Source organism: Alishewanella longhuensis, assembly GCF_014653435.1.
Taxonomy (GTDB): Bacteria; Pseudomonadota; Gammaproteobacteria; order Enterobacterales; family Alteromonadaceae; genus Alishewanella; species Alishewanella longhuensis.
The window spans coordinates 84,714-109,179 of record NZ_BNAO01000010.1; the positions used below are offsets into that span (position 1 = coordinate 84,714).

The window sequence follows — 24,466 nt, forward strand, 5'->3', positions numbered from 1 at the left end:
TTAACTTTCTAGCCATCAATACGTTGTATGTGAGCGCCCAAAGCTTGTAACTTATGCTCAATGTGCTCATAGCCCCGATCTATATGATAGATACGGTCTACTACAGTGGTACCCTTTGCCACCAAACCAGCAATCACTAAACTGGCTGACGCCCGCAAATCAGTGGCCATAACCTGAGCAGCGTTTAACGAAGGACTATACTGACACACTGCTGTATTACCTTCCAGACGGATTTTAGCGCCCATCCGCTGTAGTTCTGGCACATGCATAAAACGGTTTTCAAAGATGGTTTCGGTAACAACACCCACGCCTTCCGCGACCACATTCAGCACCGTAAACTGTGCTTGCATATCAGTTGGAAAGCCAGGATGAGGTACGGTTTTAACATCTACAGATTTTAGTTGCCGTCCGGTCATATTCAGACGGATCCAATCCTCACCAGTGCTTATCTCAGCGCCAGCTTCCCGCAGTTTTTCCAGCACCGCTTCTAGATCAGTGGGTGCTGCAAACTTACAGGTAATATCACCGCCCGTTACTGCTGCGGCGACTAAGAAGGTACCGGTTTCAATGCGATCCGGCAACACCCGATGCTCTCCACCGTGTAAAGCTGTAACGCCCTCGATTACTAAGGTATCAGTGCCGGCACCGCTAATTTTCGCGCCTAGCGTATTAAGATAGACGGCCAAATCGACGATCTCAGGTTCGCGAGCTGCATTTTCAATTACGGTTTTACCTTCTGCTAAGGTCGCCGCCATCATTAGGTTTTCAGTGCCAGTTACACTCACCATATCCATTACCAGATGCGCTCCTTTCAGGCGTTTGGCACTGGCCTTGATATAACCGTTTTCTACGGTGATCTCCGCACCCATTTTACGTAAACCATCGATATGCAAATTGACTGGCCTGGCGCCAATAGCGCAGCCTCCTGGCAAGGACACTTCTGCCTGACCAAAACGGCTAAGCAAAGGACCGAGCGCTAAAATGGAAGCCCGCATGGTTTTCACCAGTTCATAAGGTGCAAATTGATTATTGATCTTACTGGCATCAACACGCACGGTATTGCCAGTACATTCAACCTCAGCACCAAATAACTGTAAGAGTTTAAAGGTTGTTTCAATATCTTTGAGCTTAGGAACATTACTTATTATTGTTGGTTGTTCAGCCAGTAAACTAGCAAACAAGATTGGCAGTGCGGCATTTTTAGCACCGGATATAATCACTTCACCTTGCAAGGGGCCGTTGGCAGTAACTAGAAACTGTTGCATAGCGTGTCTCAGAGCGGAGGGTTTAAAAGTTTTTCTCTGCGCCACTGCTGTGGCGTAAAGGCCTTAATACTAAGGGCATGAATACTGCCATCAGCTATAGCGTTAGTTAGTGGGCTATACACCAGCTGCTGCTGCTTGACCCGGCTTAAGCCGTCAAAGCAGTCACCTACGGCAGTGACAGCGTAATGCGAACCTTCAGCTTTAACATAAACCTCTGACAGCTGCAGCTGTTCTTTTAACAGCTGCTCTATCTGTTGTATCTCCATAACTACACCTTAATCTATTATGGGTAATATCGTAGTTACGGCACTGACCTTTGCCAATGACAAGAGCTGCGCCGGAACGTTTTTAATTTCAATTTGCAAATTCATTGTTCTGGCTCGCGCTAATTGTTGAATCAGCCAGGCTAACCCGGCTGAGTCTACATTGGTTAGGGCAGAAAAATCAAAGATTACCTTTCCAGAGAGCGTATTTAACAGGGTAAAAGGTGAATACACCATTAATGTATCGCGATCCAATTTACCACTAAATAGCAATGCCTGGTTTTGTTGTTTGATAGTTAAGGACACACTTTACTCCGATGCTTTAGCAGCGTCATTTTCTGGTATCTTAACCGGATCTTTTGCCCGCTCTTTCAACAAAGCGGTTACCGCTGGTAAACCTTGCTGGCGAATCATGTTATTTAGCTCAGCTCTTTTACTATCAAGTAAAGAAATACCTTCTGCCATCATATCAATTACTAACCAAGTCTCAGCATTACGCGGCCGACGTAATTTAAAGTCAATAACGATATCAGGCTTGCCTGGATCCATTACCCGGGTACGAATGGTAATAATGCTTTGTGTACCTACCGCTCTGGCAGGTTCAATCATCACTTTTTGCTCTTTGTAATAGGTCAGGGCTCCAGCATAGGAGCCAATCATGTACTGTTCAAAAGCCGTCACAAACTCGTCAAAGGCTTGTTGATTCTCCCGAATATCGACAGTACGCCCCACAACGATAGCAGCGGCGTAGCGGCTATCAACATAAGGCAATAACTCCTCAATCACGATAGTACGCAGATGCTCTAAATCTTGTTGAATGATAGGCTGATCCGTTTTAATCCGATTGAAGGTTTTATCAGCAACGGTTTCAATCATTTTATAAGGATCGGTAAAAGTCTCCGTTGCGGAAACAGGTAAAGCTATCGCAACGGATAAGGCCAAAGCGGCACTGATACTACGCAAAAAATTCTTCATTAATTCCCCCGGTTAAATAAAAACTGACCAATCAACTCTTCCAGCACTATGGCAGAGCGAGTGTCTTCAATGGTGTCGCCGTTGCCGAGCATCAGTACAGTGTCATCGACAAAGCCTGGTAATAAGCCTATATACTGCTCACCCAGTAAGCCTGATGTTAAAATGGCAACGGAACTGGTTTCTGGAAAATTGCTATAGTCGGCATTAATTTCTAATGACACAACTGGACTGTAAGAGACCCGATCCAGTTCAATGTTGCTGACACGACCGACAGTCACGCCACCCACCTTCACCGGTGAGCGCACTTTCAAGCCACCTATATTGTCGAACTGTGCATACAAGGTATAGGTTTGTGAAGAACCACCAAAGCCCGTATTTGCCACCTTTAATGCCAACATTAAAAATGCCGCACAAGCGAGCACAATAAAGGCACCTACCAAAATTTCAATTTTACGTGCGGTCATCTCTTATCCACCAAACATTAATGCTGTTAATACGAAATCAAAGCCTAAAACGGCCAATGAAGCGGTTACTACAGTTTGAGTAGTAGCCCGGCTAATACCTTCAGAGGTTGGCACTGCGTCAAAGCCTTTGTGTAACGCAATCCAAATAACAATTAAGGCAAAAACAATACTTTTAATTACCCCGTTCAACACATCTTGGTATAAATCAACGTTAGCTTGCATCGCAGACCAATAGCTACCTGCATCAACTCCCAGCCACTCCACGCCGACTAAATGCCCACCCAAAATACCCACGGCGTTAAAAATAAGCGCGAGTAACGGCATGGCAATAACACCAGCCCAAAAACGGGGAGCTATTATGCGGCGCAGTGGATCGACCGCCATCATTTCCATACCAGAGAGTTGCTCTGTGGCTTTCATCAAACCAATTTCTGCCGTCAGGGCACTACCGGCTCGGCCGGCAAATAACAGCGCTGTAACTACTGGACCTAACTCTCGTAGTAAGCTTAACGATACTAAAGGCCCTAACATCCCCTCAGCACCGAATTTAACCAGTACGGTATAACCTTGTAATGCCAGCACCATGCCAATAAATAAGCCTGATACCAAAATGATCATCAATGACAGTACACCAATGACATAAAGTTGTTTAATCAGCAGAGGAATTCCCCTGCGAAAGTCGGGCTTACCCAACAAAGCACCGAACAACATTAAGCCGGCACGGCCAAAACCACTTACCGAATTGAGTGTTTGATGGCCAATTTTTTGTAATCTGTTTGCGATCACTTTGCCAGCTCCATTAATTCATCTTCAAAGGCAGCAGCTTTATAATGAAAAGGCACGGCGCCATCTGCTTCACCTTGCAAAAATTGCTGCACCAGCGGCGAGGGATCAGCGCGTAACTGCTCTGGTGTGCCTTGACCTATCACAGTCTTATCGGCCACCACATAGACATAATCAGCGATGCTCATTACCTCTGTAACATCATGCGACACTACAACGGAGGTTAATCCCAGGGCATTATTTAACTCACGAATTAGACGAACAATCACGCCCATCGAAATAGGGTCTTGCCCGGCAAAAGGCTCGTCATACATGATAAGCTCAGGATCCAAAGCTATTGCTCTGGCTAACGCAGCACGCCTTGCCATACCACCGGATAATTCTGCTGGCATCAAGTCTCTGGCACCACGCAAACCAACCGATTCTAATTTCATCAGGACAATAAGCCGGATTAAAGATTCGGGCAAGCGGGTGTGCTCACGCAACGGAAAAGCCACGTTGTCAAACACCGACATCTCGGTAAACAAGGCGCCGCTTTGAAACAACATACTCATCTTTTTTCGCGCCTGATACAATTCAGAACGTGATAGCGTTGGAATATTAAGACCATCGAAAATAATCTTGCCGCTATCAGGTTTTAGTTGGCCACCGATCAACCGCAGTAAGGTTGTTTTACCAATACCGCTTGGTCCCATAATCGCAGTTACCTTGCCACGGATAACCTGCATGTTCATATCCCGATATATGGACCGGTCGCCCCGCGAGAAATTCAGGTGCTGAATATCAACTAACACGTCAGACAAATTATCGCTCCACCTAGTTTATTCGCCCAAAAACACCACAAATAAAATGGTTCCTTGTTAGGGCGTGCATCATAATATACATTCATGTATGTTTGCAATTAGCCGTCGGCATTAACGTTGTATTATTGTAAACGGAAAAGGCTGGTAAGTCGTTACAAAAATTCGTAACAAAGTATGCGTAAAATCGAACAGCGCCAGTATTAATCTGGGTAACAGAGGTTTTTTTGCAATTACCGGCAAGAAGCGGGAAAATACCCTTTTTACTAATTAGCCTGTTACCGGACATTATGATATCACCTCTGCTCTTAGCCATCATTTTTGTTATCGTCGGCCTGGTCTTACTCATTTGGAGCGCAGACCGCTTTATCTATGGTGCTTCTTCTGTTGCCCGCAACAGTGGCTTGTCGCCGATGATCATTGGATTGACCATTGTGGCGATGGGCTCTTCAGCACCCGAGATGCTGGTCTCCGCAACAGCCGCGGCCCAGGGCCGTCTTGATACCTCCGTCGGTAACGCACTAGGCTCAAATATCACCAATATCTTGCTGGTTATCGGCCTGGTCGCCCTACTTAAACCAATATCAGTGGCTTCACTCACGCTCAAGCGTGAATTTCCGATGCTAGTCTTATTTACTGTATTCGGTTTTTATTTATTATCAGATCATAACTTAACGCGCGCTGAAGGCGTGATGCTACTGATTGGCTTCGTCGGCTTTATCAGTTTATTGGTGTTTTGGGGTAAAACAGCAGCACCTGACGATCCGCTGATTGCCGAGTTAGAAGCGGAGATCCCCGAAGCAACGTCCAATTTGCAAGCCGCCTTCTGGATTATTGCCGGTCTAATATTATTGCTGGCAAGCTCCCAGCTACTGGTTCATGGTGCAGTCACTATTGCTCGCTATGCTGGCTTGAGCGATCTGGTGATTGGCTTGACGATTATTGCCATTGGCACCAGCCTGCCAGAACTTGCTGCTAGCATTATTGGTATATTAAAAGGAGAGGATGATCTTGCGCTTGGTAACATCATTGGCTCTAATATTTTTAATATCTTGGCCGTATTAGGCCTGGGCGCGGTAATTGGCCCAGGTTCTCTGGATCTGAATGCTGGTACCCGAGACAGCTACGTAATGATCGCGGCAACGCTTGCCATGCTGCTTATGTCGATTAGAATTGGCCGCCAGCAACGCATTAATCGGCTTGAGGGCGCTTTACTGCTCTGCGGCTTTATTGCTTATCAATACATATTATTTACTCAGCTTTCGTAATAATAGGCCCGCACCATGAGAACATTTCGCGCACAAGCTTTGGCAGTACTAAGGATTGAAGCAGAGGCGGTACAACAGTTAGAACAATTTTTAAACGACGATTTTGATCAAGCGTGCCAAATGATATTACAAAATCCCGGTAAGCTTATTGTCAGTGGTATTGGCAAGTCGGGTCATATTGCCAATAAAATTGCCGCTACCTTCGCCTCAACAGGGACGCCCGCTTTTTTTGTACATCCAGGCGAAGCCAGTCATGGCGACTTAGGGATGCTGTCTGCAAATGATATTGTGCTTGCTATCTCTAACTCGGGTGAAACAGCAGAATTACTCACTATAGTGCCAGTGATTAAACGTATGGGACTCACCCTTATTGCGATGACCGGTAAAGCAGATTCTACGCTCGCTCGCTTAGCAGACGTGCACATATGCGTCAGTGTGCCGCAAGAAGCTTGCCCCCTGGGATTAGCCCCTACCGCCAGCACTACTGCAACCCTGGCTATGGGTGATGCACTCGCTGTCGCCGTGTTAGACGCAAGAGGTTTTTCTGCCGATGATTTTGCATTATCACATCCCGGTGGTAGCCTTGGCAGAAAACTGCTGTTGCGGCTTGCCGATATTATGCATAAAGAAACCTTAGTCCCCATAGTGCATCGGCGTGCCAGTATCAAAGACGCGCTACTTGAGATCTCTCGTAAAGGTCTGGGTATGACTACAGTAGTCAATGACGATGGCAAACTTGCCGGGATTTTCACCGATGGTGATTTACGCCGGATCTTAGATCAAAGACTGGATATTCACACCACAGCCATCGAGCAAGTGATGACCGTAAAGTGCATTACGGCTAAAGCCGAAATGTTGGCCGCTGAGGCACTGAATATTATGCAACAAAAGAAAATTAACGGCTTAATTATTCTGAACGAGCAGCAAGAACCGGTAGGCGCGATGAATATGCATGATTTGTTACGTGCCGGAGTGCTTTAAAATGGAGCTTTATCATAAACTCTATCAAACAGTTGGCCCTGAAGTCGCAGCGCGCGCTGCAACAGTAAAACTGCTTATTTGTGACGTCGATGGTGTATTTTCAGATGGCCGTATCTATCTTGGTAATCACGGCGAGGAACTAAAAGCCTTCCATACCCGCGACGGCTACGGCATTAAAGCGCTGCGACAAGCCGGTATTGAAGTCGCGGTCATTACCGGGCGCAAGTCAGCCATTGTGGAACAGCGCATGACGTCACTGACGGTGCCTTACATCTATCAAGGCCAAGAAAATAAAATGGCAGCATTTCAGCAATTGCAGCAACAGTTGCAACTTACCCCAGAAAATATTGCCTATATTGGCGATGATTTAGCGGATTGGGAAGTGATGCAACATTGTGGTTTAGCCGTTGCAGTTAACGATGCCCATCCTTATTTGCAGCATTACGCCCATCTCAAAACCAGTTTGCCGGGTGGCTATGGTGCGGTAAGAGAGCTTTGTGATTTACTATTGATCGCTCAGGGGCGTTTTATGCAGTTTGATGGTAGCAGCTCATGAGAAAAAGCTTTGTGCTAATGGTTATTATGTTAGTTTTATTAGCCGCATACCTGTGGTTCAGGCCACAAGATGCTAATTTAGAACTACAAGCTGACCGCGAGTTTCAACCAGACTATATCGCTGAGAATGTCACCTTGCGTATCTACGACAAAGACGGCTATATTGCCGACCATGTCCGGGCTAGCACGTTGGAGCACTTTGAACAACTTGGCTTTACCCAGTTTAATCTGCCCCGTTACACTCTATTTAATGCGGAGCATCAGCCAGCGTGGGAAATAAGTAGCCTACATGCGGTATGGTTTCCGGAAGATAAAATTATTCTGGAGCAACAAGTCGTGTTGCAAAATTTACTGCCCGGGGAATTGGTAGAGCGAATCGATACCACCTCTTTGCAATTACTGTTACCAGAAAAGAAAATTCAAACCCACGAAGCAGTAGTCATAAAAGGTCTGGGGTTTAACGTCAAAGGTATAGGCTTAGAAGCACGTCTCTCTGACAAACACTTATTGCTGAACCGGCATTTGGAGACAATTTATCATAATGAACATTAAAACTTTGTGTTGCTGTATGCTTCTTAGTATCAGCACACTGCATGCTGCACCTGCAGATTACACCCAACCGGTTGACGTACGCTCTGATTTTTGGGAAGCCTCAATTCAAGATAATATTTCTATCTATCGTGAAAATGTTGAGGTACGTCAAGGCAGCATGCTAATTAAAGCGGTACGATTAGAAGCTAATGCCAGTGCCGGCCGAGGCAACGAAGTATTAATTGCTTCAGGCTCTCCAGCAACATATAGCCAAACCTTGGAAGATGGCAAAAAAGTGACAGCGCAAGCAAATGAGATCCGCTACGATTTAGCCAGTCGCACCCTAACACTTACCGGTAATGCCGAAATGAGCCAAAGCGGTAGTTTGGTGCAAGGCGCGGTGATTCGCTACAATATAGCGACACAGCAACTGAGTGCTGAAAGTGAACAAAATCGGCGCGTAACCACGATTTTCACCCCAGAAATCAAGGAAAATCCATGAAGTTAGTGGTGTCGCATCTGGCCAAAAGCTACAAAGGACGCCAAGTCGTCAAAGATGTTAGCCTAGAGGTTAATGCCGGGCAAATCGTTGGTCTGTTAGGCCCCAACGGTGCAGGTAAAACCACGACTTTTTATATGATTGTCGGTTTGGTGCCGTCGGATAAAGGGCAGATTACCTTAGATGAACAAGATATCACCTTTGCCCCAATGCATCAGCGGGCACGTGCGGGTATAGGCTATCTACCGCAAGAAAGCTCTATCTTTCGTAAGCTTACCGTGCATGAAAACTTATTAGCGATTTTACAAACCCGCAAAGATTTGACTGCACAGCGCCGTCTGGAAATTGCCGATGATCTACTCGAAGAGTTCCATATTGGCCATATTAAAAACAGTCTGGGCATGGCGTTATCAGGTGGTGAGCGCCGTCGGGTAGAAATAGCACGGGCGTTAGCTGCCGATCCTGCTTTTATCCTGTTAGACGAACCCTTTGCCGGTGTGGATCCTATCTCTGTGTTAGACATCAAAAAAATTATTCAGCACCTGTGTCAACGCGGTATCGGTGTGCTTATTACCGACCATAATGTGCGGGAAACGCTTGATGTATGTGAAATTGCTTATATTGTTAGCCATGGCGAGTTAATCGCAACGGGCTCGCCACAAGAAGTACTTGCTAATCAACAGGTGCGCGATGTATACCTGGGTGAGCAATTCAGGCTATAGTTAAGCAAAGACCGCACAAAAGCGTATTCGGGAGAGAATAACACTTACATGAAGCCCTCTTTACAACTCCGCTTAGGACAGCAGCTCACCATGACGCCGCAACTGCAACAAGCCATCCGCTTACTGCAGTTATCGACCATTGAGCTACAGCAGGAGATCCAGGAAGCGCTGGATGCCAACCCGCTGTTGGAAGGTGATGACGACTTCGAAAGCTCACCTATAGAGCAAGATCTAAGTTTAGCCAATCTTACACGCGAATCACTTGACGATACCAGCAAACAGAGCGACGACGATAGCGAGCCGGTAGAACGTGATAGCAGCGAGCAAATGACAGAACAGAATATTCAGGAAGATTTGCCGCTCGACAATAACTGGGACGATTTAATCAGCGCGGCGCCGGTTGGTAGCGGCAACATGCCAGATGAAGACATGGTATATCAAGGCGAAACAACTGAAACGCTACAAGATTATTTACGCTGGCAAATGCAACTCACCCCCTTTTCCGACACCGACCGCGCCATAGCTGAGATTATTATAGAGGCTATTGATGAGTCCGGTTTATTGACGATTAGCTGTCAGGATATTCTGGATTCGTTGGATATCCCAGATGTAGAAGCCGATGAGGTTGAAGCCGTGATAAAACGTATTCAACTCTTTGATCCGGTTGGCGTAGGTGCACGCTCAGTTCAAGAATGCCTATTAGTACAATTGCGGCAATTTTCGCCAGATACACCCTATTTAGCTGATGCAAAGCAAATAATTAGCAACTATACCGACTTTTTAGCGAATCGAGACTTCCGTTCTCTGTTACGTGTGACTAAACTCAAAGAAGACGAATTAAAAGAAGTCATGCGGCTGATTCATAGTCTCAATCCGCGGCCCGGTGCCGACGTGATTAAACAAGAACAGCAGTATGTAATACCCGATGTTACAGTGACTAAAGTCAAAGGGCGCTGGCACGTGGAACTAAACCCGGAAGCAATGCCAAAAGTTCGGATTAATCAGCAATATGCTGCCATGTCCAGAACAGCAAAGAACACAGCAGACACTCAGTTTATTCGCTCACATTTACAAGAAGCAAAATGGTTTCTGAAAAGCCTGGAAAGCCGCAATGATACACTGCTTAAGGTAGCAAACTGTATAGTACAGCAACAACAAGCGTTCTTTGAACATGGTGAAGAAGCCATGAAACCGATGGTATTAAATGATGTTGCCGAAATGGTAGGAATGCATGAATCAACCATTTCCCGGGTTACCACCCAAAAATATATGCATACACCACGTGGGATTTTTGAACTTAAGTTCTTCTTTTCCAGTCATGTTAGTACAGAGAGTGGCGGCGAATGTTCCTCAACGGCCATTCGAGCTTTTATAAAAAAATTAGTGGCGGCAGAAAATCCGGCAAAACCACTAAGTGACAGTAAGATGGCTGAGATTTTGTCAGAACAAGGTATTAACGTAGCAAGGCGTACTATCGCTAAGTACCGCGAAGCCTTATTTATTCCGCCCTCAAATCAACGAAAGACCTTGCTATAAGTGTCTTAACAAGAAGGAAGAGTCTATGCAAATCAACTTAACTGGTCGCCATGTCGAAATTACCGAAGCCTTAAAAGATTATGTCGACAGCAAATTCTCGAAGCTGGAACGCCATTTTGAAAATATTAATAATGTACATGTCATCCTAAACGTGGAAAAATTGAAACAAATTGCCGAGGCGAAAGTACACCTGAATGGTGGCGAAGTTTTTGCGATTTCAGAAGACGAAAATATGTATGCTGCGATCGATCAACTTATTGATAAGCTCGATCGGCAGGTAATTAAACACAAAGAAAAGTTGTCGCGACACTAACTAACCATGATTAATTTAAGTGCTATGTTAGCGGAGAACTGCACCAAGAGTGCAGTTCTTTTTAACAGTAAAAAACGTATTCTGGAATATATCGCTGAGTTGGCCCATCAGCAACTTCCTGAAATCTCTGAATACAGTATTCTTGAGGCGTTAATGACGCGCGAGAAACTGGGGTCTACCGGCATCGGCGGCGGTATTGCTATTCCACATGGCAAATTAGACTGCGTGCAACAACCAATCTTAATTTTTGTTGTTAGCAAAGATGCTATCCCTTTTGATGCCATAGACAACCAATCCGTCGATATTTTTTGCGGCATCCTCATTCCAAAAGAGCAATGCCAGACTCACCTTGCAACTTTGGCGGGTATTGCCAAATTGTTGAGTCAAAAAGAATTAACAAAGAAGATCCGGCATGCCGAATCTAATGAGCATTTATATCAATTATTGATCGAATACAGTCAGCTAGCGGGTGAAGCATGAAATTACTGGTCGTCAGCGGTCGTTCCGGCTCTGGCAAATCAGTGGCCCTCAGGGTCATGGAGGACTTAGGATATTATTGTGTCGATAATATCCCAGTAAACTTATTACCCACATTGGCTAATGCGGTAATGGGTCAGTACGAGCGTGTTGCAGTGAGTATTGATGTAAGAAACTTACCCACTGATCCCGACGAACTTTCAGAGATCCTGGCTTACCTACCGCGCAAGTTGGAATTGACGATCCTCTACCTGGATGCCGATCATTCAACGCTAATTAAACGCTTTAGTGAAACACGGCGCTTACACCCACTATCACATCAGGCGATGTCATTAGATGAAGCCATCTCCCGAGAACAGCAGCTGCTAGATCCTATTTCCAGCGCTGCCGATCTCTATATTGATACGACCGAGATGAATGTCCATCAATTGGCAGAACAGTTACGGGAGCGGATCCTCGGGCAAAAAACTGGCCGTTTAGTCATGCTATTCGAATCTTTCGGTTTTAAATATGGTATTCCTAAAGATGCCGATTATGTTTTTGATGCGCGTTTTCTCCCTAACCCGCATTGGGAGCCTGATTTAAAACCGCTCACCGGTTTAGACCAGCCCGTTAAAGACTATTTGGCCTCTCAGGCCATTGTTGCAAAGTATATTTGGCAAATTAATAGCTTTGTCAGTAGCTGGTTACCGCATTTAGAACGTAATAATCGCAGCTATCTCACTATTGCTATCGGTTGTACCGGCGGCCAGCATCGCTCGGTTTATATTGCAGAAAGTTTGGCAGAAAGCTATCGCAGTCAACGTGAAGATGTTCAGATACGTCATCGTGAATTGGTGAGACATCATGGCCGATAGTTTTAGCGCTAAGGTGACCATCGTTAATCAGCTTGGCTTGCACGCCCGAGCCGCTACCAAATTGGCGCAGCTTTGCCACACATTTCAATCTAAAGTAGAGCTAATACAAGATGATGGTAAAACTGCTGACGCAGGCAGTGTATTAGCCTTGTTGATGCTTGCCAGTAGCAAAGGTAAAACGCTGACTATTCGCACAGAAGGCTCTGATGCCGCAACCGCACTTGACGCCGTAACCCAGCTGATTAACGCCGGTTTTGACGAGCTATAGGCCCGGTTTCGCGGCGCTTTAGACCGGTTTTCGTTTATTTCCCCCTTCAAATCTGCTACTGTTAGCGCAAATATTGGTATTTTTAGTTCAAAATTAGTAGCTTGAACTAATTCGAATTGAGTAACTGCTGTTATACCCAACTAAGCTCAAAATGCAGTGACATTCCGCAATTTCAGGCTATTTAAATAGGAGTAGCGCATGTTATATGTGGTATTAAGTCTGTTTGTTCTAGCGTGCCTCGCACCCTTACTACATCGCTATACCGGTCGTCATAGTGGCAGCCTGTTAGCCCTGGTTCCTGCAACATTATTTAGTTTCTTCGCCGCCCAATTGGCCCTGGTAAGCCAAGGTGAAGTGCTCAGTCAGCGTTGGTTGTGGTTTCCGGGCATGGATATACACCTGAGCTTTTTATTGGATGGCCTCTCGTTATTATTTGCCTTACTGATCACCGGTATTGGCACCTTTATCTTGTTATATGCCAACCGCTATCTGGAAGGACATCCTGCTTTAGGACGTTTTTTCTTATTTTTACTCACCTTTATGGGGGCAATGCTCGGTTTAGTGCTAGCCGACAACCTGATCACACTTTTCGTATTTTGGGAATTAACCACGGTTAGCTCCTTTATGCTGATTGGCTTTAATCACGAGAATGCCGAATCCCGACAAAAGGCCCACCAAGGACTGATGGTTACTGTCATTGGTGGTCTGGCATTAATGACCGGCTTTATTATGTTAGGCTTTGCCGCCGGCAGTTACGAGCTATCAGACATCTTGCAGCAAGACTTAACCGGGCACGCACTGTATTTACCCATGCTAGTGCTGATCTTACTAGGCGCCTTTACCAAGTCTGCGCAAACCCCGTTTCATTTTTGGTTACCGAACGCCATGGCAGCTCCAACACCGGTAAGCGCTTACTTACATTCAGCCACTATGGTAAAAGCCGGTATTTATTTACTTGCACGGCTGCAGCCTACATTGGGTGATAGTGCCGCCTGGATGCTCACGCTAAGTGCTATAGGCGCCATAACCATGCTTACTGGTATCTTCTTAGCCAGCAGAGCCACAGGTATTAAGAAAGTCTTAGCTTATTCCACCGTTATGGCTTTGGGCACACTCACTATGCTGCTTGGCTTAGGTACTGAAAAAGCCGCGCTGGCAGCCGTCACCTTTTTGTTAGCTCATGCGCTGTATAAAGGTGCACTTTTTATGATTGCCGGGATTTTGGACCATGAAGCGGGTATTAAAGACTTCCAGCATGCTTCAGGGCTGCGACATAAGATGCCCAAAACCTGTGCTGTAGCAGTAATAGCAGCGCTATCACTCGCCGGTGTTATTCCTTTATTCGGCTTTGTAGCCAAAGAGCTATTGCTCGAGGCAGTCCTCAGTGGCTCTCACTGGCAAATAGCACTTATTATTGCCACCGTGCTAGCCAATATCTTTGTCGTTTTAGTAGCCGCCTTACTCGCCATTAAACCCTGGTTTGGTGAAGAAATCGCTACCCCGAAAAAAGCTCATGATCCTGGCATCGCTATGCTGTCTGGTCCCATGGTTTTAGCATCATTGAGTTTAGTACTGGGTTTATTCCCGTTTATTGCCGATAAGTGGCTACTGCAAGCGGCTGCCAGTGCCGTTTATGGTAACCAGATTACCGATTATCTTGCGCTGTGGCATGGTGTTAACCTACCGCTGTTACTCAGTCTAACCAGCCTTTGCTTTGGGTTACTTTTATATAGCCAATGGCCGCGCTGGCGTCAGTTCACCTCAGGCGTTGATCGCCTAAGTGCCTTTGGTCCAGAAGCACTTTATACTAAAATGATGGCCGGCTTAGTTATCTTTGCAGGCTGGCAAACCAAAGTACTGCAAAATGGTTATTTGCGTAATTACTTACTAACAACTATCGCCACCATGCTGCTGTTGGTTGGCTGGGCGATGCTGCGTTTAGAGCATTTCAATATCACATTTGACCTGCATGATGTAAAAATTCAGGAAGCGACGGTTTTTCTGATCCTACTGGTTACTATCTTAAGTGCGGTGCTAGTGAAGTCGTTCTTGGCTGCCGTAGCGCTTTTAGGAGCCTTGGGCTTCGCAGTAGCGTTAATTTATGTGTTTTTCAGTGCTATTGATGTGGGTATCACGCAGGTACTGGTAGAAACCATTACCGTATTATTGCTGGTATTGGTGTTATACCGTCTGCCCGAGTTTAGAAAATTATCATCGAATATGAATCGCGCTCGCGATGCCGTCATTGCTATTAGTAGCGGCATTCTGATTACCTTGCTGGTGCTGTTAGTCACCAATGCACGCGACATGGAAGGTATTTCTAGCTTCTTTATTGCCAATAGTGTGCCCGAAGGCTACGGCAGAAATATCGTCAATGTTATTTTGGTCGATTTCAGAGCACTGGATACCTTAGGCGAGATTTTTGTCCTGGCCCTAGTTGCCATTGGTATTTATGCCATGGTGCACTTAAGAACCGGCTCAAAACCAGTCACTAATGCCGATAAACGCCTGGCGAGCGAGCTGAAAAGAATGAATACAACGCAAGGAGACAAAAAATGAGTCGTCAGTTTAATATGCGTTCGTTAATTCTCAGCACCGGCACCACCATTATTCTGCCACTGCTATTACTGTTCTCCCTGTTCCTACTATTGCGTGGACATGACGAACCTGGCGGAGGCTTTATTGGCGGTTTGGTTGCCGCAGCAGCCATAGCACTTAAACTTTTCGCTGATGATTATCCATCTGCGAAAAGTCTGTTGCGCGTTCATCCATTACAAATTGTTGGTGTAGGTCTAGCCATAGCGGCTCTCTCCTCTTTACCATCACTTTTTGTTGGCGATAACTTTTTTACCGCACAGTGGTGGAGCCTCGATATCCCCATTTTTGGCACTTTAAAACTTAGCACACCATTGTTCTTTGATATTGGCGTTTTTCTCGGTGTTATCGGCACGGTATTGACCGCCATTTTCACCTTAGTGGAGGTTGAACACTAATGACCACCTTAATGGCAATTCTAATAGGCTGCTTATATGCCGCCTCTATTTATATGATGCTAAGACGCTCTATGGTGAAGCTATTAATAGGCCTTATTTTGCTCTCTAACGCCGCCAACTTATTGATTTTCACCGTTGCGGGCTTAGAGAGAGGGGTGCCCCCGTTAATCGCACAGGGAGCAGAAACCATAACAGGTCCCACCGCCGATCCTCTGGCACAAGCACTTATTTTAACGGCTATCGTCATCGCCTTTGGTGTGCTGGCTTTTGCGGTGGTACTGCTACATCGCGCCTATGAAGTCATCAAAACCGATGATATGAACGAAATGAAAGGTACTGATTGATGGATATGTCGGTTCTAATTGCGCTCCCCGTAATAATACCGTTAATTTTCGGCGCCTTATCTTTGGTGGTCTTAAATAACCATGGTGCTCAGCGATTACTCGGTATGCTGGGTACTACTGCTGTGTTAGCGGCCGCTATTTTATTACTCTGGCAAACCCAGATCCATGGGATCAAAGTATTAGAAGTAGGTTCCTGGCCGGCACCCTTTGGTATTGTACTGGTATCTGATCTACTGGGCGCTATTATGGTGCTCTTAGCAGCAATCACCGGGTTTGCTACCGCAATTTATAGCTTAAAAACAGTAAGAAAGCGCTTTGAACGCTTCGGTTACTATCCGCTGTTACATCTGCTGCTCGCCGGTGTTAACGGTGCTTTTTTAACGGGTGATATTTTTAATCTCTATGTTTGGTTTGAGGTATTACTGGTCGCCTCTTTTGCTTTACTAATTCAAGGCGGAGAGCGGGCACAAATGGAAGGTGCCATCAAGTATGTAACCCTAAACTTGCTGTCTTCAGCAATTTTTCTGACCGCTATAGGTTTATTGTATGGCATGGTTGGCTCACTCAATATGGCCGATATTGCAGTAAGGCTGACGGCGGTAGAAGATCCTAAGATGGTCACCCTCGTTGCCATGCTGTTTTTAATTGCCTTTTCAATTAAGGCTGCTGCCTTCCCGCTGTTTTTCTGGCTGCCAGCCTCTTACCATACGCCACAGGTCGCCGTCTCTGCCATTTTCGCCGGTTTATTAACCAAAGTGGGCGTGTATGCGCTTTATCGTGTTTTTAGCCTAATGTTTACCGGCGAAGTGGAATTTACCCATCAAATATTACTTTGGATGGCGGTCTTCACCATGTTAACCGGTGTGTTAGGTGCGGCCTCGCAATATGAAGTAAGAAGGATCTTAAGCTTCCATATCGTTAGCCAAATTGGCTATATGATGTTAGCACTCGCCCTATTCACACCACTGGCGTTAATTGGCGGGGTCTTTTACATCATGCATCATATTATTGTAAAAGCGAATTTGTTCTTTGTGGCTGGCATGATGTACCGTCTTGGTGGCAGTTTCGAACTGAAAGAGCTAGGTGGCTTGTATAAGAAACACCCTGGGTTGGCGGTACTCTTCCTGATCCCGGCTTTTTCGCTAGCAGGTGTACCACCGCTCTCTGGCTTTTTTGCTAAATTTATTCTCATTAAAGCCGGTGTTGAAGCAGGTGCTTGGTGGGCCGTCGCAGTCGCACTCTTTGTCGGCTTATTTACCTTGTTCTCTATGATTAAGATTTGGAACGAGGCTTTCTGGAAAAAAGCACCTGAGCCTGCTATTGAGATCCCTGCCCCGGTACGCAATAAAGCGCTATATTGGACCACCGGCATTCTCGCCAGTATGACGATTGCTATTGGTCTGTTTGCCCAACCTATTTATGTCTTGGCAGAGATGGCGGCAAACCAATTACTTAATCCACAACTTTATATTGAAGCGGTACTCGGTGGAGGACAACCATGAATCCATTATTAGCCAATCTGGTGATGGCAATGATTTGGGCCGCGCTTACCGACAGCATGAATGGTATCGGTTTGCTGGTGGGATACATCATCTCCTATTTGGTTATCGTTTTTGTGTTTAAGAACCAGCCAGAAGTGCGCAAATACCGGTTACAAGTACCGCGGTTACTCAATTTTATGGTGTTTTTCACCAAAGAATTGATTATGGCGAATTTGAAAGTGGCCTGGGACGTCTTAACTCCAACCAATTTGATGAAGCCAGGCGTGATCTCTATGCCCTTGCGCGCAGAGACAGATATGGAAATTACCATGGTTGCTAATGCGATCTCGCTGACTCCTGGCTCACTGAGCTTAGATGTCTCCAGTGATCGTAAAGTACTCTATGTGCATGTCATGTATTTATATGATGAGCAACAGGTGATGACCGATCTTAAACGCATGGAAGCCAAAATTTTACGGGTGATGAGATGAGTAGCATTTTAGATTATGCCGTGCTCGGCGGCTTCGGTATTTTAAGCATCGCACTCTTATTGGCAATGGTAAGGCTTTTAAAAGGGCCAAGCCTACCCGATCGGGTTGTTGCATTAGAGTTAATCGCCTCTATTACGGTGGGGGTTATTGGCTTGTACGCGATCCGTAGTGGCAAAGACGCCTATATTGATGTCACTATGGTATTGGCCCTAACGGCTTTTTTAGCGGCAATCGGTTTTGCCCGTTATTTGGAAAAAGGAGGTCATCGTGATGATCACTGAGATACTCGCGGCTATTTTTCTATTAGCTGGCTGTTTTTTTATGCTGGTTGCTGCTCTAGGGGTATTTCGGATGCCCGACTTATTAACACGGATGCATGCTACTACCAAATCCGGGGTACTAGGTGCGGGTTTAATCATGTGTGCCGTAATGCTTTTCTTCGGTGAAAGCAGCGTAACGTTAAAAGCACTTGCCGTAATGGCCTTTACTACACTCACTTCGCCTATCGCCGCCCATACTATCGGTAGAGCGGGCTATTTTATTGGGGTTCCTCTGTGGCATAAAACCGTAAAAGATGAGCTTAAAGGCCGCTATGATGAGCAAAACCATCTGTTAAGAAGCAGCGAAGAGCAAAAAAAAGATCAAAACAGTTAGAATTATCTGTCCGCCTAGCAGCGGAATGCCGGAGTCAATTAATCATCTGGCGTTTCGCTGCGATTCCCTTCTTTACTGGCAAAAGCCTGACCGCGTTTTAGCTCCTGCTCGCCCTGGGTCTTATCGATAGCCTTTAAGCGATGATGTAAGGCTGTTTTAATCAGCATATGGGCGCTCACCGGTGCGGTAATTAGCAAAAAGATAGTGATTAGCATCTCATGCACACTAAGGGTTTCCGGAGACATACTGAAGTAAAAAATTGATCCCAGTAAAATGCCCCCCATCCCCAAGGTGGTTGCCTTCGTAGGCCCGTGTAAGCGCATAAAGAAGTCGGGCATTCTTACCAAGCCAATAGAACCAATCAACACAAAGCAGCCGCCTAGCAACAGAAAAAATGCAACCGCCCATTCCATCCAGTTTTGCATATTAAAACCTATTCAATTATGTCGCCACGCAACAAAAATTTACACACCGCCACGGTACTAATAAAACCAATCATGGCAATCAATAGTGCAGCTTCGAAGTATAATGGGGAACCCATTAGCAGGCCGTACAATATAATTAATGCGATGCTATTAATGTACATCGTATCCAACGCCAGGATACGGTCTGGCAAGCTTGGGCCGCGCATTAAGCGCCATAAGTTCAGTAACAGCGCCAAACTGATCATGCCGAACACGGAGAAAATCACATAATTTAACATTGAAAAATCTCCTTTAACGGCGCTTCATAACGGCTCTTAATCGTCGCAATAAGTGCCGCCTCATCATCCAAATCTAACACATGAATCAGCAACCAGCGCTGCGGTAAGGGCTCATCCGGTGCCAGATTTTCAACACTGGGATAAATATCAGCACTCACGGTACCGGGTGTCATAGAGACAGTACCCGCTAAAATCGTTAGGGGTAAATTATGCTGTAAATCAAGTGGCACCCGCACAAAGGCCGGCCTTAGTTTCTTGACTGGCCCCAAAATTAAAAATGCCACTTCAGCATTAGCGGTAACAATGTCAGCAAAAACCCGTAACGTATAGCGTAAGGCTAAAAATGGTCGTTGAATTAATGGCTGCGGATCCCGCAAGCGATAACATAACCACGGAATTGTCAACGCCAGCACAAGGCCAAAAAACAAATGAATAGGTGCGGCACTTTGATTAAGTAACAACCAGACAAGAAATAATAATAAGCTACGATACGGGGTCGGCAGCCACTGAAAGCGCGGTATCATATTCATGGTAAAACTCCGGAAGCAGGCAGTATGGTTCTGATAGTATTGATGACATCCCCCAGCTGACTGGCACCAGCGAAACTTAACGCCGTAAGAGGGCCGGCAAACACCATCATTAACAGACTGGCACTGAGTAACCATAGTACTGCGAAAACCTGTAACGGTAAGGCACGTTCATCCGCTTTTTGCATGCCACTTACCCGCCAGAACAACGTACTGCCAGCTCTGGACAAGCCCACCAACACCATTAGGCTAGAGAGTAATAACACCCCCCAAAGCCAAAACTGTTTCTCTGTATCCAACGCTGCCTGCAACAACATTAATTTACCAATAAAACCTGAGAATGGCGGTAAACCCGCTACTGAAATCGCGCCGAGTACAAACAAAGAACCTAGTAGTATGGGTTGATTGACCCGTCTAGCCGCGACCAGTCGATCAGCCGCTTTACCACGCTGCACAGCGATCATATCAGCCAATAAAAACAGAGCTCCACAAATTAGCGTAGAGTGTACAGTGTAAAACAGCACCGAGGCATTGGCAGCGGTATTTTGAAAAGCCACCATCGCCACTAAACTCCCGACCGATACCAGCACTAAATTAGCTACCAGCTTACGGAAATCTTTGCTGGCCAACACACCCAAGGCACCTAAAAACAGAGTAGCTAATCCAAATACCCATAACCAGTTTGTCGCAAGACCCGAAAGCGGCCCGGCATGCTCGCCGAATATCGTGGTAAAAACACGTAACAAAGCGTAGACACCAATTTTGGTCATCACCGCAAATAGGGCAGCAACCGGTGCTGAAGCAGAAGCATAGGTCGCAGGCAACCAAAACTGTAAGGGTAAAATCGCTGCTTTTAAGGCAAACACGATCAGCAGCATCAAGCCACCCACTTTTACCAACATGATATTTTCTTGTGGTAAATCGGCGACTTTCAACGCCATATCAGCAATATTTAGTGTCCCCAAGGTGCCATATAACACCGCCAGCGCCAATAAGAAAATGGCAGAACCAGTTAGGTTTAGTACCACGTAATGCACTGCCGCCTTTGTCTTGTTTTTGCCACCGGCGTGAATAAGCAATGCGTAAGAGGCAATCAGCAACACCTCGAAAAACACAAAAAGGTTAAAAAGATCGCCAGTTAAAAAGGCACCATTTATGCCCATGACCTGAAATTGAAATAACGGATGAAAGAAAGACCCCTTTTCATCCTCACCAGCACTACCATAACAAATGGCCCCCAACGCTAAAAAGGCGGTAAGGCATAACATGATGACACTGACTAAATCGGCAACCATGATAATGCCAAAAGGCGGCAACCAATTACCTAGTGCATAAAACGTCACACCATCCGCAAGTACTTGCAGTAGTAACAAAACACAGACTATTAGCAAGATACTTGTAGAAAGCATGCTAACGATGCGACGACGCCATGGCGAATAATGCACCGGCGGCAGCATAATCAGTAAAGCTGTTAGAAAAGGCAGCAGAATAGGTACTACAATCAGATGATTCATTTCTGACGCTCCTTCTTAGCGTGCCGAGGTTCCGGCATGCTGCCATCTACGTGATCATTACCCAAATCTGCCCGCGCCCGTATGGCTAATATCACCAAAAATGCCGTCATGGCAAAACCGATGACGATTGCAGTTAATACCAGCGCCTGCGGTAACGGATCGGCGTAACTGTCAGAAGTGCCTAACACTACGGCCCCTTTTAAATTAAGGCGGCCTGAGGAGAAAATGAAAAGATTAACCGCATAAGACAACATGGTTAAACCCATCACTACCGGAAAAGTGCGGCCTCGCAGCATTAAAAAAACTCCGCAACTGGTTAAAAAACCAATACATAAGGCAAATAACGTTTCCATTAAATTTGCTCCCTATGGATTGGCCGATGCGAGGTGGTCATTTTGCCTAAACTCGATAAGATCAATAAGGTTGCTCCCACCACAGTGATATATACCCCCAAATCAAAAGCGATAGCACTGGCCAACTCAATTTGTCCAAATAGCGGTAACTCAAAATAATCAAACCAAGACGTTAAGAAAGGGCGCTCGAAGGCCCAACTGGCAAGGCCAGTAAGAAGTGCAATCATTAAGCCCACAGCAACAACACGTTGATATTCAATATTCATTCTTGCTTTAACCCAATCTACCCCCTGGGAAATATAAAGTAAGATAATGGCAACTGCGGTAATTAAACCTGCAATAAAACCACCACCCGGCAAATTATGTCCACGGAAGAAAATAAACACCGACACCATTAACGCTAACGGCAAAATACTCTGAGCAACGGTAGCCAGCAATAATGGATGGCGCTCACGTGCCCAGGGACGTCCCTCACCATCACTACTGGGTTTAAACACCGGAATACGAGTCAGTAATTTAAAAATACCCAAGGCTGCAATCCCTAACACCGCAATTTCACCTAAGGTATCAAAACCACGGAAATCAACCAAAATTACGTTCACCACGTTGGTACCACCACCACCAGTTTTGGCATTGGCAATAAAGAAGTCAGAAATAGTACTAAAAGGCCGCGTCATAATGGCATAGCTTAAACTGCCAACAATAATGCCCACTAAAGAGGCTAAACCGAGATCTCGTACGACTTTGGATGGTTCGGACTGTTTCGGCGTTTTATGTGGTAAAAAGAATAAGGCCAGCATCAATAAAATGACGGTTACCACTTCCACACTGAGCTGAGTTAACGCTAAATCAGGCGCAGAAAAACGGGTAAAAGCAATAGAGACCATCAAGCCCACTACTGAAATCATCAGTAAGGCCACTACCCGCTTCCTATGCCAAACCACGGTCGCAAAGGCGCTGATTAACAGCATTGCCGCCCCGGTCGCATTAACCGCGTCCACCGGAATCTCTGCACGGCCGCCACTTAGTGTTTCCATCTGGATCAGCGGCAATCCGGCTAAAACAACAAAAGCAGTTAACAACAGCGCCATATAACGCTGTAAAGAGCCGTTATCTAACCAGTCATAGCATTGCGCAGCCTGATGGCAAAGCTGTTTGATGCTTCGTTCAAAAATATTTAGCGTATCGACACCGGGTAAGGCATTCTGAAAATCGAATAACTGCTTACGTTTAACATACATGAAAACACCGGCGGTCAGCGCTACCGCGCTCATTAACAGCGGTAGATTAAAACCATGCCAAATAGCTAAGCTGTATTCTGGTGTCGGGCCCGCCAAAACAGCAGTAGCAGCGGCTTGCAGTAACCCACCCACCACCCAGGCTGGGGCAATACCCACAACCAGACAAAGCGCCACCAGAATTTCTACCGGCAAACGCATATAACGCGGTGGCTCATGCGGTGTTTTGGTTAACCCTTTCGGCTGGCCATTAAAGAACACATCGTGAATCAGCCTTAAAGAATAAGCCACCGAGAAAATAGCCGCTACGGTAGCCAAAAGTGGAATAATCCAGGATAGCGCCCCCAATAAATGCTGCTCTAAGGTTTCGGCAAAAAACATTTCTTTGGATAAGAAACCATTTAATAAAGGCACACCTGCCATGGCCGCAGCGGCTACCATCATTAAAGTCGCAGTAATAGGCATAAATTGCCAAAGCCCGTTTAAACGGCGCATATCCCGACAGCCTGATTCATGGTCAATAATACCGGCGGCCATAAATAATGACGCTTTAAAGGTGGCATGATTGATAATATGAAAAACCCCCGCTACGGCAGCAAGCGGCGAATTTAAACCAAAGAGTAGCGTAATTAAGCCTAAATGGCTGATGGTTGAGTAAGCAAGTAAACCTTTTAAATCATGTTTAAATAGCGCCAGATAAGCACCGACTAACAGGGTTGCTAACCCCGTCAGACTCACTAACAAAAACCACATATCAGTACCAGAAAGCGCTGGATAAAAACGGGCTAATAAGAAAATACCGGCCTTTACCATGGTAGCAGAGTGTAAGTAGGCACTTACTGGTGTAGGTGCCGCCATGGCGTTAGGCAGCCAGAAGTGGAATGGGAACTGAGCAGATTTCGTAAAACAACCCAGCAAAAACAGCACCAGTAAAACAGGATAATAGGCGTGATTTTGGATAAGATCAGTCTGTTCTAGAACCACCGACAATTCATAGCTACCAACGATATTACCCAGTAAAATAAAGGCAGCAAGCAAACATAAGCCACCCGCACCAGTAATGGTTAGTGCCATTCTGGCACCGCGGCGAGCTTCAGATTTATGCCACCAAAAACTGATAAGCAAAAAAGAACTGATACTCGTCAGCTCCCAAAACAACCAGATTTGCAAAATATTGCCAGATAATACTATACCCAGCATTGCTGTCATAAAGAGCATCAGGTAAGCATAAAAACGCGGCATTGAATCTTGCTCAGAAAGATAATAACGCGCATATAGAATGACCAAAAGGCCAATAGCAAGTATCAGTAAGGCAAATAAATAAGCTAACCCATCCAGACGAAAATGGACATTTAACCCTAGTAACGGTATCCAGTCAGCTTGAAACTGCCAAATTTGCCCTGCGAATACGCTTTGGGTATGACTTAATAAAATCGCCAATGCCAGCATGGGAGCCAGTGCTGTCACTAACGCGCAAGCTGTGCGGGATCGCTTTGCCATCAATAACGGCAGCAAAGTACCCAGCATTGGTAATAGTGCTATCCACAACACATTCATAGGGTGGTCGCTTCCTTTAATATTAAAGCTGCTAACTGAACATAGTGTATTTAA

Annotated in this window: 31 protein-coding genes; 18 read left to right on the top strand and 13 right to left on the bottom strand. The window is 45.7% G+C overall.

Annotation, left to right across the window (positions count from 1 at the left end; translation table 11 throughout):
• Nucleotides 1-8: 8 nt before the first annotated feature.
• From murA to mlaF, 7 genes are read right to left on the bottom strand one after another with little or no spacing between them, the layout of a single operon-like run.
• Complete coding sequence (murA, locus tag IE163_RS16040) at nucleotides 9-1,265, bottom strand: UDP-N-acetylglucosamine 1-carboxyvinyltransferase (protein WP_189434008.1); 1,257 nt, start codon at nucleotides 1,263-1,265, stop codon at nucleotides 9-11.
• Nucleotides 1,266-1,273: 8 nt separating this feature from the next.
• Nucleotides 1,274-1,531, bottom strand: a complete 258-nt coding sequence (locus IE163_RS16045) for a BolA family protein (RefSeq protein ID WP_189434009.1) — start codon at nucleotides 1,529-1,531, stop codon at nucleotides 1,274-1,276.
• Nucleotides 1,532-1,540: 9 nt separating this feature from the next.
• Entirely contained in the window at nucleotides 1,541-1,834 is a 294-nt protein-coding gene (locus IE163_RS16050) for an STAS domain-containing protein (RefSeq protein ID WP_189434010.1), read from the bottom strand.
• Nucleotides 1,835-1,837: 3 nt separating this feature from the next.
• The gene (locus IE163_RS16055; RefSeq protein WP_189434011.1) at nucleotides 1,838-2,503 is read right to left on the bottom strand and encodes an MlaC/ttg2D family ABC transporter substrate-binding protein; all 666 of its coding nucleotides are present in this window, start codon (nucleotides 2,501-2,503) and stop codon (nucleotides 1,838-1,840) included.
• Entirely contained in the window at nucleotides 2,503-2,967 is a 465-nt protein-coding gene (mlaD, locus tag IE163_RS16060; protein ID WP_189434012.1) for an outer membrane lipid asymmetry maintenance protein MlaD, read from the bottom strand. Before mlaD ends, IE163_RS16055 begins: the two co-directional genes overlap by 1 nt.
• 3 nt (nucleotides 2,968-2,970) lie before the next feature.
• Nucleotides 2,971-3,753: a lipid asymmetry maintenance ABC transporter permease subunit MlaE gene (gene mlaE, locus IE163_RS16065; protein ID WP_189434013.1), complete on the bottom strand. Its 783-nt coding sequence runs from the start codon at nucleotides 3,751-3,753 to the stop codon at nucleotides 2,971-2,973.
• On the bottom strand, nucleotides 3,750-4,553 hold the full coding sequence (gene mlaF, locus IE163_RS16070; protein ID WP_189434014.1) for a phospholipid ABC transporter ATP-binding protein MlaF: 804 nt from the start codon (nucleotides 4,551-4,553) through the stop codon (nucleotides 3,750-3,752). The genes mlaE and mlaF overlap by 4 nt, the downstream gene beginning before the upstream one ends.
• 299 nt (nucleotides 4,554-4,852) lie before the next feature.
• Here mlaF and IE163_RS16075 point away from each other — a divergent pair, with 299 nt between their 5' ends.
• The 18 genes from IE163_RS16075 (at nucleotide 4,853) to mnhG (ending at nucleotide 18,520) form a co-directional block, all read left to right on the top strand.
• Complete coding sequence (locus IE163_RS16075; protein WP_229833620.1) at nucleotides 4,853-5,818, top strand: calcium/sodium antiporter; 966 nt, start codon at nucleotides 4,853-4,855, stop codon at nucleotides 5,816-5,818.
• A 15-nt stretch (nucleotides 5,819-5,833) separates the two neighbouring features.
• Nucleotides 5,834-6,799, top strand: coding sequence for a KpsF/GutQ family sugar-phosphate isomerase (locus tag IE163_RS16080; RefSeq protein WP_189434016.1), 966 nt, complete (start codon nucleotides 5,834-5,836; stop codon nucleotides 6,797-6,799).
• A gap of 1 nt (nucleotide 6,800) precedes the next feature.
• Complete coding sequence (gene kdsC, locus IE163_RS16085; RefSeq protein WP_189434017.1) at nucleotides 6,801-7,355, top strand: 3-deoxy-manno-octulosonate-8-phosphatase KdsC; 555 nt, start codon at nucleotides 6,801-6,803, stop codon at nucleotides 7,353-7,355.
• Nucleotides 7,352-7,906 (top strand): LPS export ABC transporter periplasmic protein LptC, encoded by a 555-nt coding sequence (gene lptC, locus IE163_RS16090; protein ID WP_189434018.1) that lies wholly within the window; start codon nucleotides 7,352-7,354, stop codon nucleotides 7,904-7,906. Before kdsC ends, lptC begins: the two co-directional genes overlap by 4 nt.
• The gene (lptA, locus tag IE163_RS16095) at nucleotides 7,896-8,387 is read left to right on the top strand and encodes a lipopolysaccharide transport periplasmic protein LptA (RefSeq protein WP_189434019.1); all 492 of its coding nucleotides are present in this window, start codon (nucleotides 7,896-7,898) and stop codon (nucleotides 8,385-8,387) included. The genes lptC and lptA overlap by 11 nt, the downstream gene beginning before the upstream one ends.
• Nucleotides 8,384-9,106 carry an LPS export ABC transporter ATP-binding protein gene (lptB, locus tag IE163_RS16100; RefSeq protein ID WP_189434020.1) on the top strand — a complete coding sequence of 241 codons (723 nt, stop codon included), beginning with the start codon at nucleotides 8,384-8,386 and terminating at the stop codon, nucleotides 9,104-9,106. Before lptA ends, lptB begins: the two co-directional genes overlap by 4 nt.
• Nucleotides 9,107-9,154: 48 nt before the next feature.
• A complete protein-coding gene (locus IE163_RS16105; RefSeq protein ID WP_189434021.1) occupies nucleotides 9,155-10,642 on the top strand; it encodes an RNA polymerase factor sigma-54 in 1,488 nt (495 codons plus the stop codon).
• A 25-nt stretch (nucleotides 10,643-10,667) separates the two neighbouring features.
• The gene (hpf, locus tag IE163_RS16110) at nucleotides 10,668-10,955 is read left to right on the top strand and encodes a ribosome hibernation promoting factor (RefSeq protein ID WP_189434022.1); all 288 of its coding nucleotides are present in this window, start codon (nucleotides 10,668-10,670) and stop codon (nucleotides 10,953-10,955) included.
• A 6-nt stretch (nucleotides 10,956-10,961) separates the two neighbouring features.
• Complete coding sequence (gene ptsN, locus IE163_RS16115) at nucleotides 10,962-11,435, top strand: PTS IIA-like nitrogen regulatory protein PtsN (RefSeq protein WP_189434023.1); 474 nt, start codon at nucleotides 10,962-10,964, stop codon at nucleotides 11,433-11,435.
• Nucleotides 11,432-12,289, top strand: a complete 858-nt coding sequence (gene rapZ / locus IE163_RS16120; protein ID WP_189434024.1) for an RNase adapter RapZ — start codon at nucleotides 11,432-11,434, stop codon at nucleotides 12,287-12,289. Before ptsN ends, rapZ begins: the two co-directional genes overlap by 4 nt.
• On the top strand, nucleotides 12,279-12,557 hold the full coding sequence (locus tag IE163_RS16125; RefSeq protein WP_189434025.1) for an HPr family phosphocarrier protein: 279 nt from the start codon (nucleotides 12,279-12,281) through the stop codon (nucleotides 12,555-12,557). The genes rapZ and IE163_RS16125 overlap by 11 nt, the downstream gene beginning before the upstream one ends.
• Nucleotides 12,558-12,755: 198 nt before the next feature.
• Nucleotides 12,756-15,116: a putative monovalent cation/H+ antiporter subunit A gene (locus tag IE163_RS16130; protein ID WP_189434026.1), complete on the top strand. Its 2,361-nt coding sequence runs from the start codon at nucleotides 12,756-12,758 to the stop codon at nucleotides 15,114-15,116.
• Entirely contained in the window at nucleotides 15,113-15,550 is a 438-nt protein-coding gene (locus IE163_RS16135) for a Na+/H+ antiporter subunit B (RefSeq protein WP_189434027.1), read from the top strand. The genes IE163_RS16130 and IE163_RS16135 overlap by 4 nt, the downstream gene beginning before the upstream one ends.
• Nucleotides 15,550-15,894: a Na+/H+ antiporter subunit C gene (locus IE163_RS16140; protein WP_189434028.1), complete on the top strand. Its 345-nt coding sequence runs from the start codon at nucleotides 15,550-15,552 to the stop codon at nucleotides 15,892-15,894. Before IE163_RS16135 ends, IE163_RS16140 begins: the two co-directional genes overlap by 1 nt.
• Nucleotides 15,894-17,396 (top strand): Na+/H+ antiporter subunit D, encoded by a 1,503-nt coding sequence (locus tag IE163_RS16145; RefSeq protein WP_229833609.1) that lies wholly within the window; start codon nucleotides 15,894-15,896, stop codon nucleotides 17,394-17,396. Before IE163_RS16140 ends, IE163_RS16145 begins: the two co-directional genes overlap by 1 nt.
• Entirely contained in the window at nucleotides 17,393-17,866 is a 474-nt protein-coding gene (locus IE163_RS16150) for a Na+/H+ antiporter subunit E (RefSeq protein ID WP_189434029.1), read from the top strand. Before IE163_RS16145 ends, IE163_RS16150 begins: the two co-directional genes overlap by 4 nt.
• Entirely contained in the window at nucleotides 17,863-18,147 is a 285-nt protein-coding gene (locus tag IE163_RS16155; RefSeq protein WP_189434030.1) for an MrpF/PhaF family protein, read from the top strand. Before IE163_RS16150 ends, IE163_RS16155 begins: the two co-directional genes overlap by 4 nt.
• Nucleotides 18,137-18,520: a monovalent cation/H(+) antiporter subunit G gene (gene mnhG, locus IE163_RS16160; protein WP_229833610.1), complete on the top strand. Its 384-nt coding sequence runs from the start codon at nucleotides 18,137-18,139 to the stop codon at nucleotides 18,518-18,520. Before IE163_RS16155 ends, mnhG begins: the two co-directional genes overlap by 11 nt.
• A gap of 38 nt (nucleotides 18,521-18,558) precedes the next feature.
• On the opposite strand, the gene IE163_RS16165 is transcribed toward mnhG, so the two are convergent.
• Genes IE163_RS16165 through IE163_RS16190 form a run of 6 tightly spaced genes read right to left on the bottom strand, consistent with a single transcriptional unit; the run spans nucleotide 18,559 to nucleotide 24,412 of the window.
• Nucleotides 18,559-18,945, bottom strand: a complete 387-nt coding sequence (locus IE163_RS16165; RefSeq protein ID WP_189434031.1) for a Na+/H+ antiporter subunit G — start codon at nucleotides 18,943-18,945, stop codon at nucleotides 18,559-18,561.
• 8 nt (nucleotides 18,946-18,953) lie between these two features.
• The gene (locus IE163_RS16170) at nucleotides 18,954-19,223 is read right to left on the bottom strand and encodes a K+/H+ antiporter subunit F (RefSeq protein ID WP_189434032.1); all 270 of its coding nucleotides are present in this window, start codon (nucleotides 19,221-19,223) and stop codon (nucleotides 18,954-18,956) included.
• Entirely contained in the window at nucleotides 19,217-19,753 is a 537-nt protein-coding gene (locus tag IE163_RS16175; RefSeq protein WP_189434033.1) for a Na+/H+ antiporter subunit E, read from the bottom strand. Before IE163_RS16175 ends, IE163_RS16170 begins: the two co-directional genes overlap by 7 nt.
• A complete protein-coding gene (locus tag IE163_RS16180; RefSeq protein WP_189434034.1) occupies nucleotides 19,750-21,264 on the bottom strand; it encodes a monovalent cation/H+ antiporter subunit D in 1,515 nt (504 codons plus the stop codon). The genes IE163_RS16175 and IE163_RS16180 overlap by 4 nt, the downstream gene beginning before the upstream one ends.
• A complete protein-coding gene (locus IE163_RS16185) occupies nucleotides 21,261-21,617 on the bottom strand; it encodes a Na+/H+ antiporter subunit C (RefSeq protein ID WP_189434035.1) in 357 nt (118 codons plus the stop codon). Before IE163_RS16185 ends, IE163_RS16180 begins: the two co-directional genes overlap by 4 nt.
• Nucleotides 21,617-24,412 (bottom strand): monovalent cation/H+ antiporter subunit A, encoded by a 2,796-nt coding sequence (locus IE163_RS16190; RefSeq protein ID WP_189434036.1) that lies wholly within the window; start codon nucleotides 24,410-24,412, stop codon nucleotides 21,617-21,619. The genes IE163_RS16185 and IE163_RS16190 overlap by 1 nt, the downstream gene beginning before the upstream one ends.
• Between the last annotated feature and the right edge of the window lie 54 nt (nucleotides 24,413-24,466).

Coding starts and splice junctions, on each gene's coding strand:
- IE163_RS16170 (WP_189434032.1), bottom strand. CDS start 19,223: ATGTTAAATTATGTGATTTTCTCCGTGTTCGGCATGATCAGTTTGGCG.
- lptA (WP_189434019.1), top strand. CDS start 7,896: ATGAACATTAAAACTTTGTGTTGCTGTATGCTTCTTAGTATCAGCACA.
- mlaD (WP_189434012.1), bottom strand. CDS start 2,967: ATGACCGCACGTAAAATTGAAATTTTGGTAGGTGCCTTTATTGTGCTC.
- IE163_RS16185 (WP_189434035.1), bottom strand. CDS start 21,617: ATGGAAACGTTATTTGCCTTATGTATTGGTTTTTTAACCAGTTGCGGA.
- lptB (WP_189434020.1), top strand. CDS start 8,384: ATGAAGTTAGTGGTGTCGCATCTGGCCAAAAGCTACAAAGGACGCCAA.
- IE163_RS16155 (WP_189434030.1), top strand. CDS start 17,863: ATGAGTAGCATTTTAGATTATGCCGTGCTCGGCGGCTTCGGTATTTTA.
- kdsC (WP_189434017.1), top strand. CDS start 6,801: ATGGAGCTTTATCATAAACTCTATCAAACAGTTGGCCCTGAAGTCGCA.
- IE163_RS16165 (WP_189434031.1), bottom strand. CDS start 18,945: ATGCAAAACTGGATGGAATGGGCGGTTGCATTTTTTCTGTTGCTAGGC.
- IE163_RS16055 (WP_189434011.1), bottom strand. CDS start 2,503: ATGAAGAATTTTTTGCGTAGTATCAGTGCCGCTTTGGCCTTATCCGTT.
- IE163_RS16150 (WP_189434029.1), top strand. CDS start 17,393: ATGAATCCATTATTAGCCAATCTGGTGATGGCAATGATTTGGGCCGCG.
- hpf (WP_189434022.1), top strand. CDS start 10,668: ATGCAAATCAACTTAACTGGTCGCCATGTCGAAATTACCGAAGCCTTA.
- IE163_RS16190 (WP_189434036.1), bottom strand. CDS start 24,412: ATGAATGTGTTGTGGATAGCACTATTACCAATGCTGGGTACTTTGCTG.
- IE163_RS16145 (WP_229833609.1), top strand. CDS start 15,894: ATGGATATGTCGGTTCTAATTGCGCTCCCCGTAATAATACCGTTAATT.
- lptC (WP_189434018.1), top strand. CDS start 7,352: ATGAGAAAAAGCTTTGTGCTAATGGTTATTATGTTAGTTTTATTAGCC.
- rapZ (WP_189434024.1), top strand. CDS start 11,432: ATGAAATTACTGGTCGTCAGCGGTCGTTCCGGCTCTGGCAAATCAGTG.
- IE163_RS16140 (WP_189434028.1), top strand. CDS start 15,550: ATGACCACCTTAATGGCAATTCTAATAGGCTGCTTATATGCCGCCTCT.
- IE163_RS16135 (WP_189434027.1), top strand. CDS start 15,113: ATGAGTCGTCAGTTTAATATGCGTTCGTTAATTCTCAGCACCGGCACC.
- ptsN (WP_189434023.1), top strand. CDS start 10,962: ATGATTAATTTAAGTGCTATGTTAGCGGAGAACTGCACCAAGAGTGCA.
- IE163_RS16175 (WP_189434033.1), bottom strand. CDS start 19,753: ATGAATATGATACCGCGCTTTCAGTGGCTGCCGACCCCGTATCGTAGC.
- IE163_RS16045 (WP_189434009.1), bottom strand. CDS start 1,531: ATGGAGATACAACAGATAGAGCAGCTGTTAAAAGAACAGCTGCAGCTG.
- IE163_RS16080 (WP_189434016.1), top strand. CDS start 5,834: ATGAGAACATTTCGCGCACAAGCTTTGGCAGTACTAAGGATTGAAGCA.
- IE163_RS16130 (WP_189434026.1), top strand. CDS start 12,756: ATGTTATATGTGGTATTAAGTCTGTTTGTTCTAGCGTGCCTCGCACCC.
- IE163_RS16125 (WP_189434025.1), top strand. CDS start 12,279: ATGGCCGATAGTTTTAGCGCTAAGGTGACCATCGTTAATCAGCTTGGC.
- mnhG (WP_229833610.1), top strand. CDS start 18,137: ATGATCACTGAGATACTCGCGGCTATTTTTCTATTAGCTGGCTGTTTT.
- IE163_RS16105 (WP_189434021.1), top strand. CDS start 9,155: ATGAAGCCCTCTTTACAACTCCGCTTAGGACAGCAGCTCACCATGACG.
- murA (WP_189434008.1), bottom strand. CDS start 1,265: ATGCAACAGTTTCTAGTTACTGCCAACGGCCCCTTGCAAGGTGAAGTG.
- IE163_RS16180 (WP_189434034.1), bottom strand. CDS start 21,264: ATGAATCATCTGATTGTAGTACCTATTCTGCTGCCTTTTCTAACAGCT.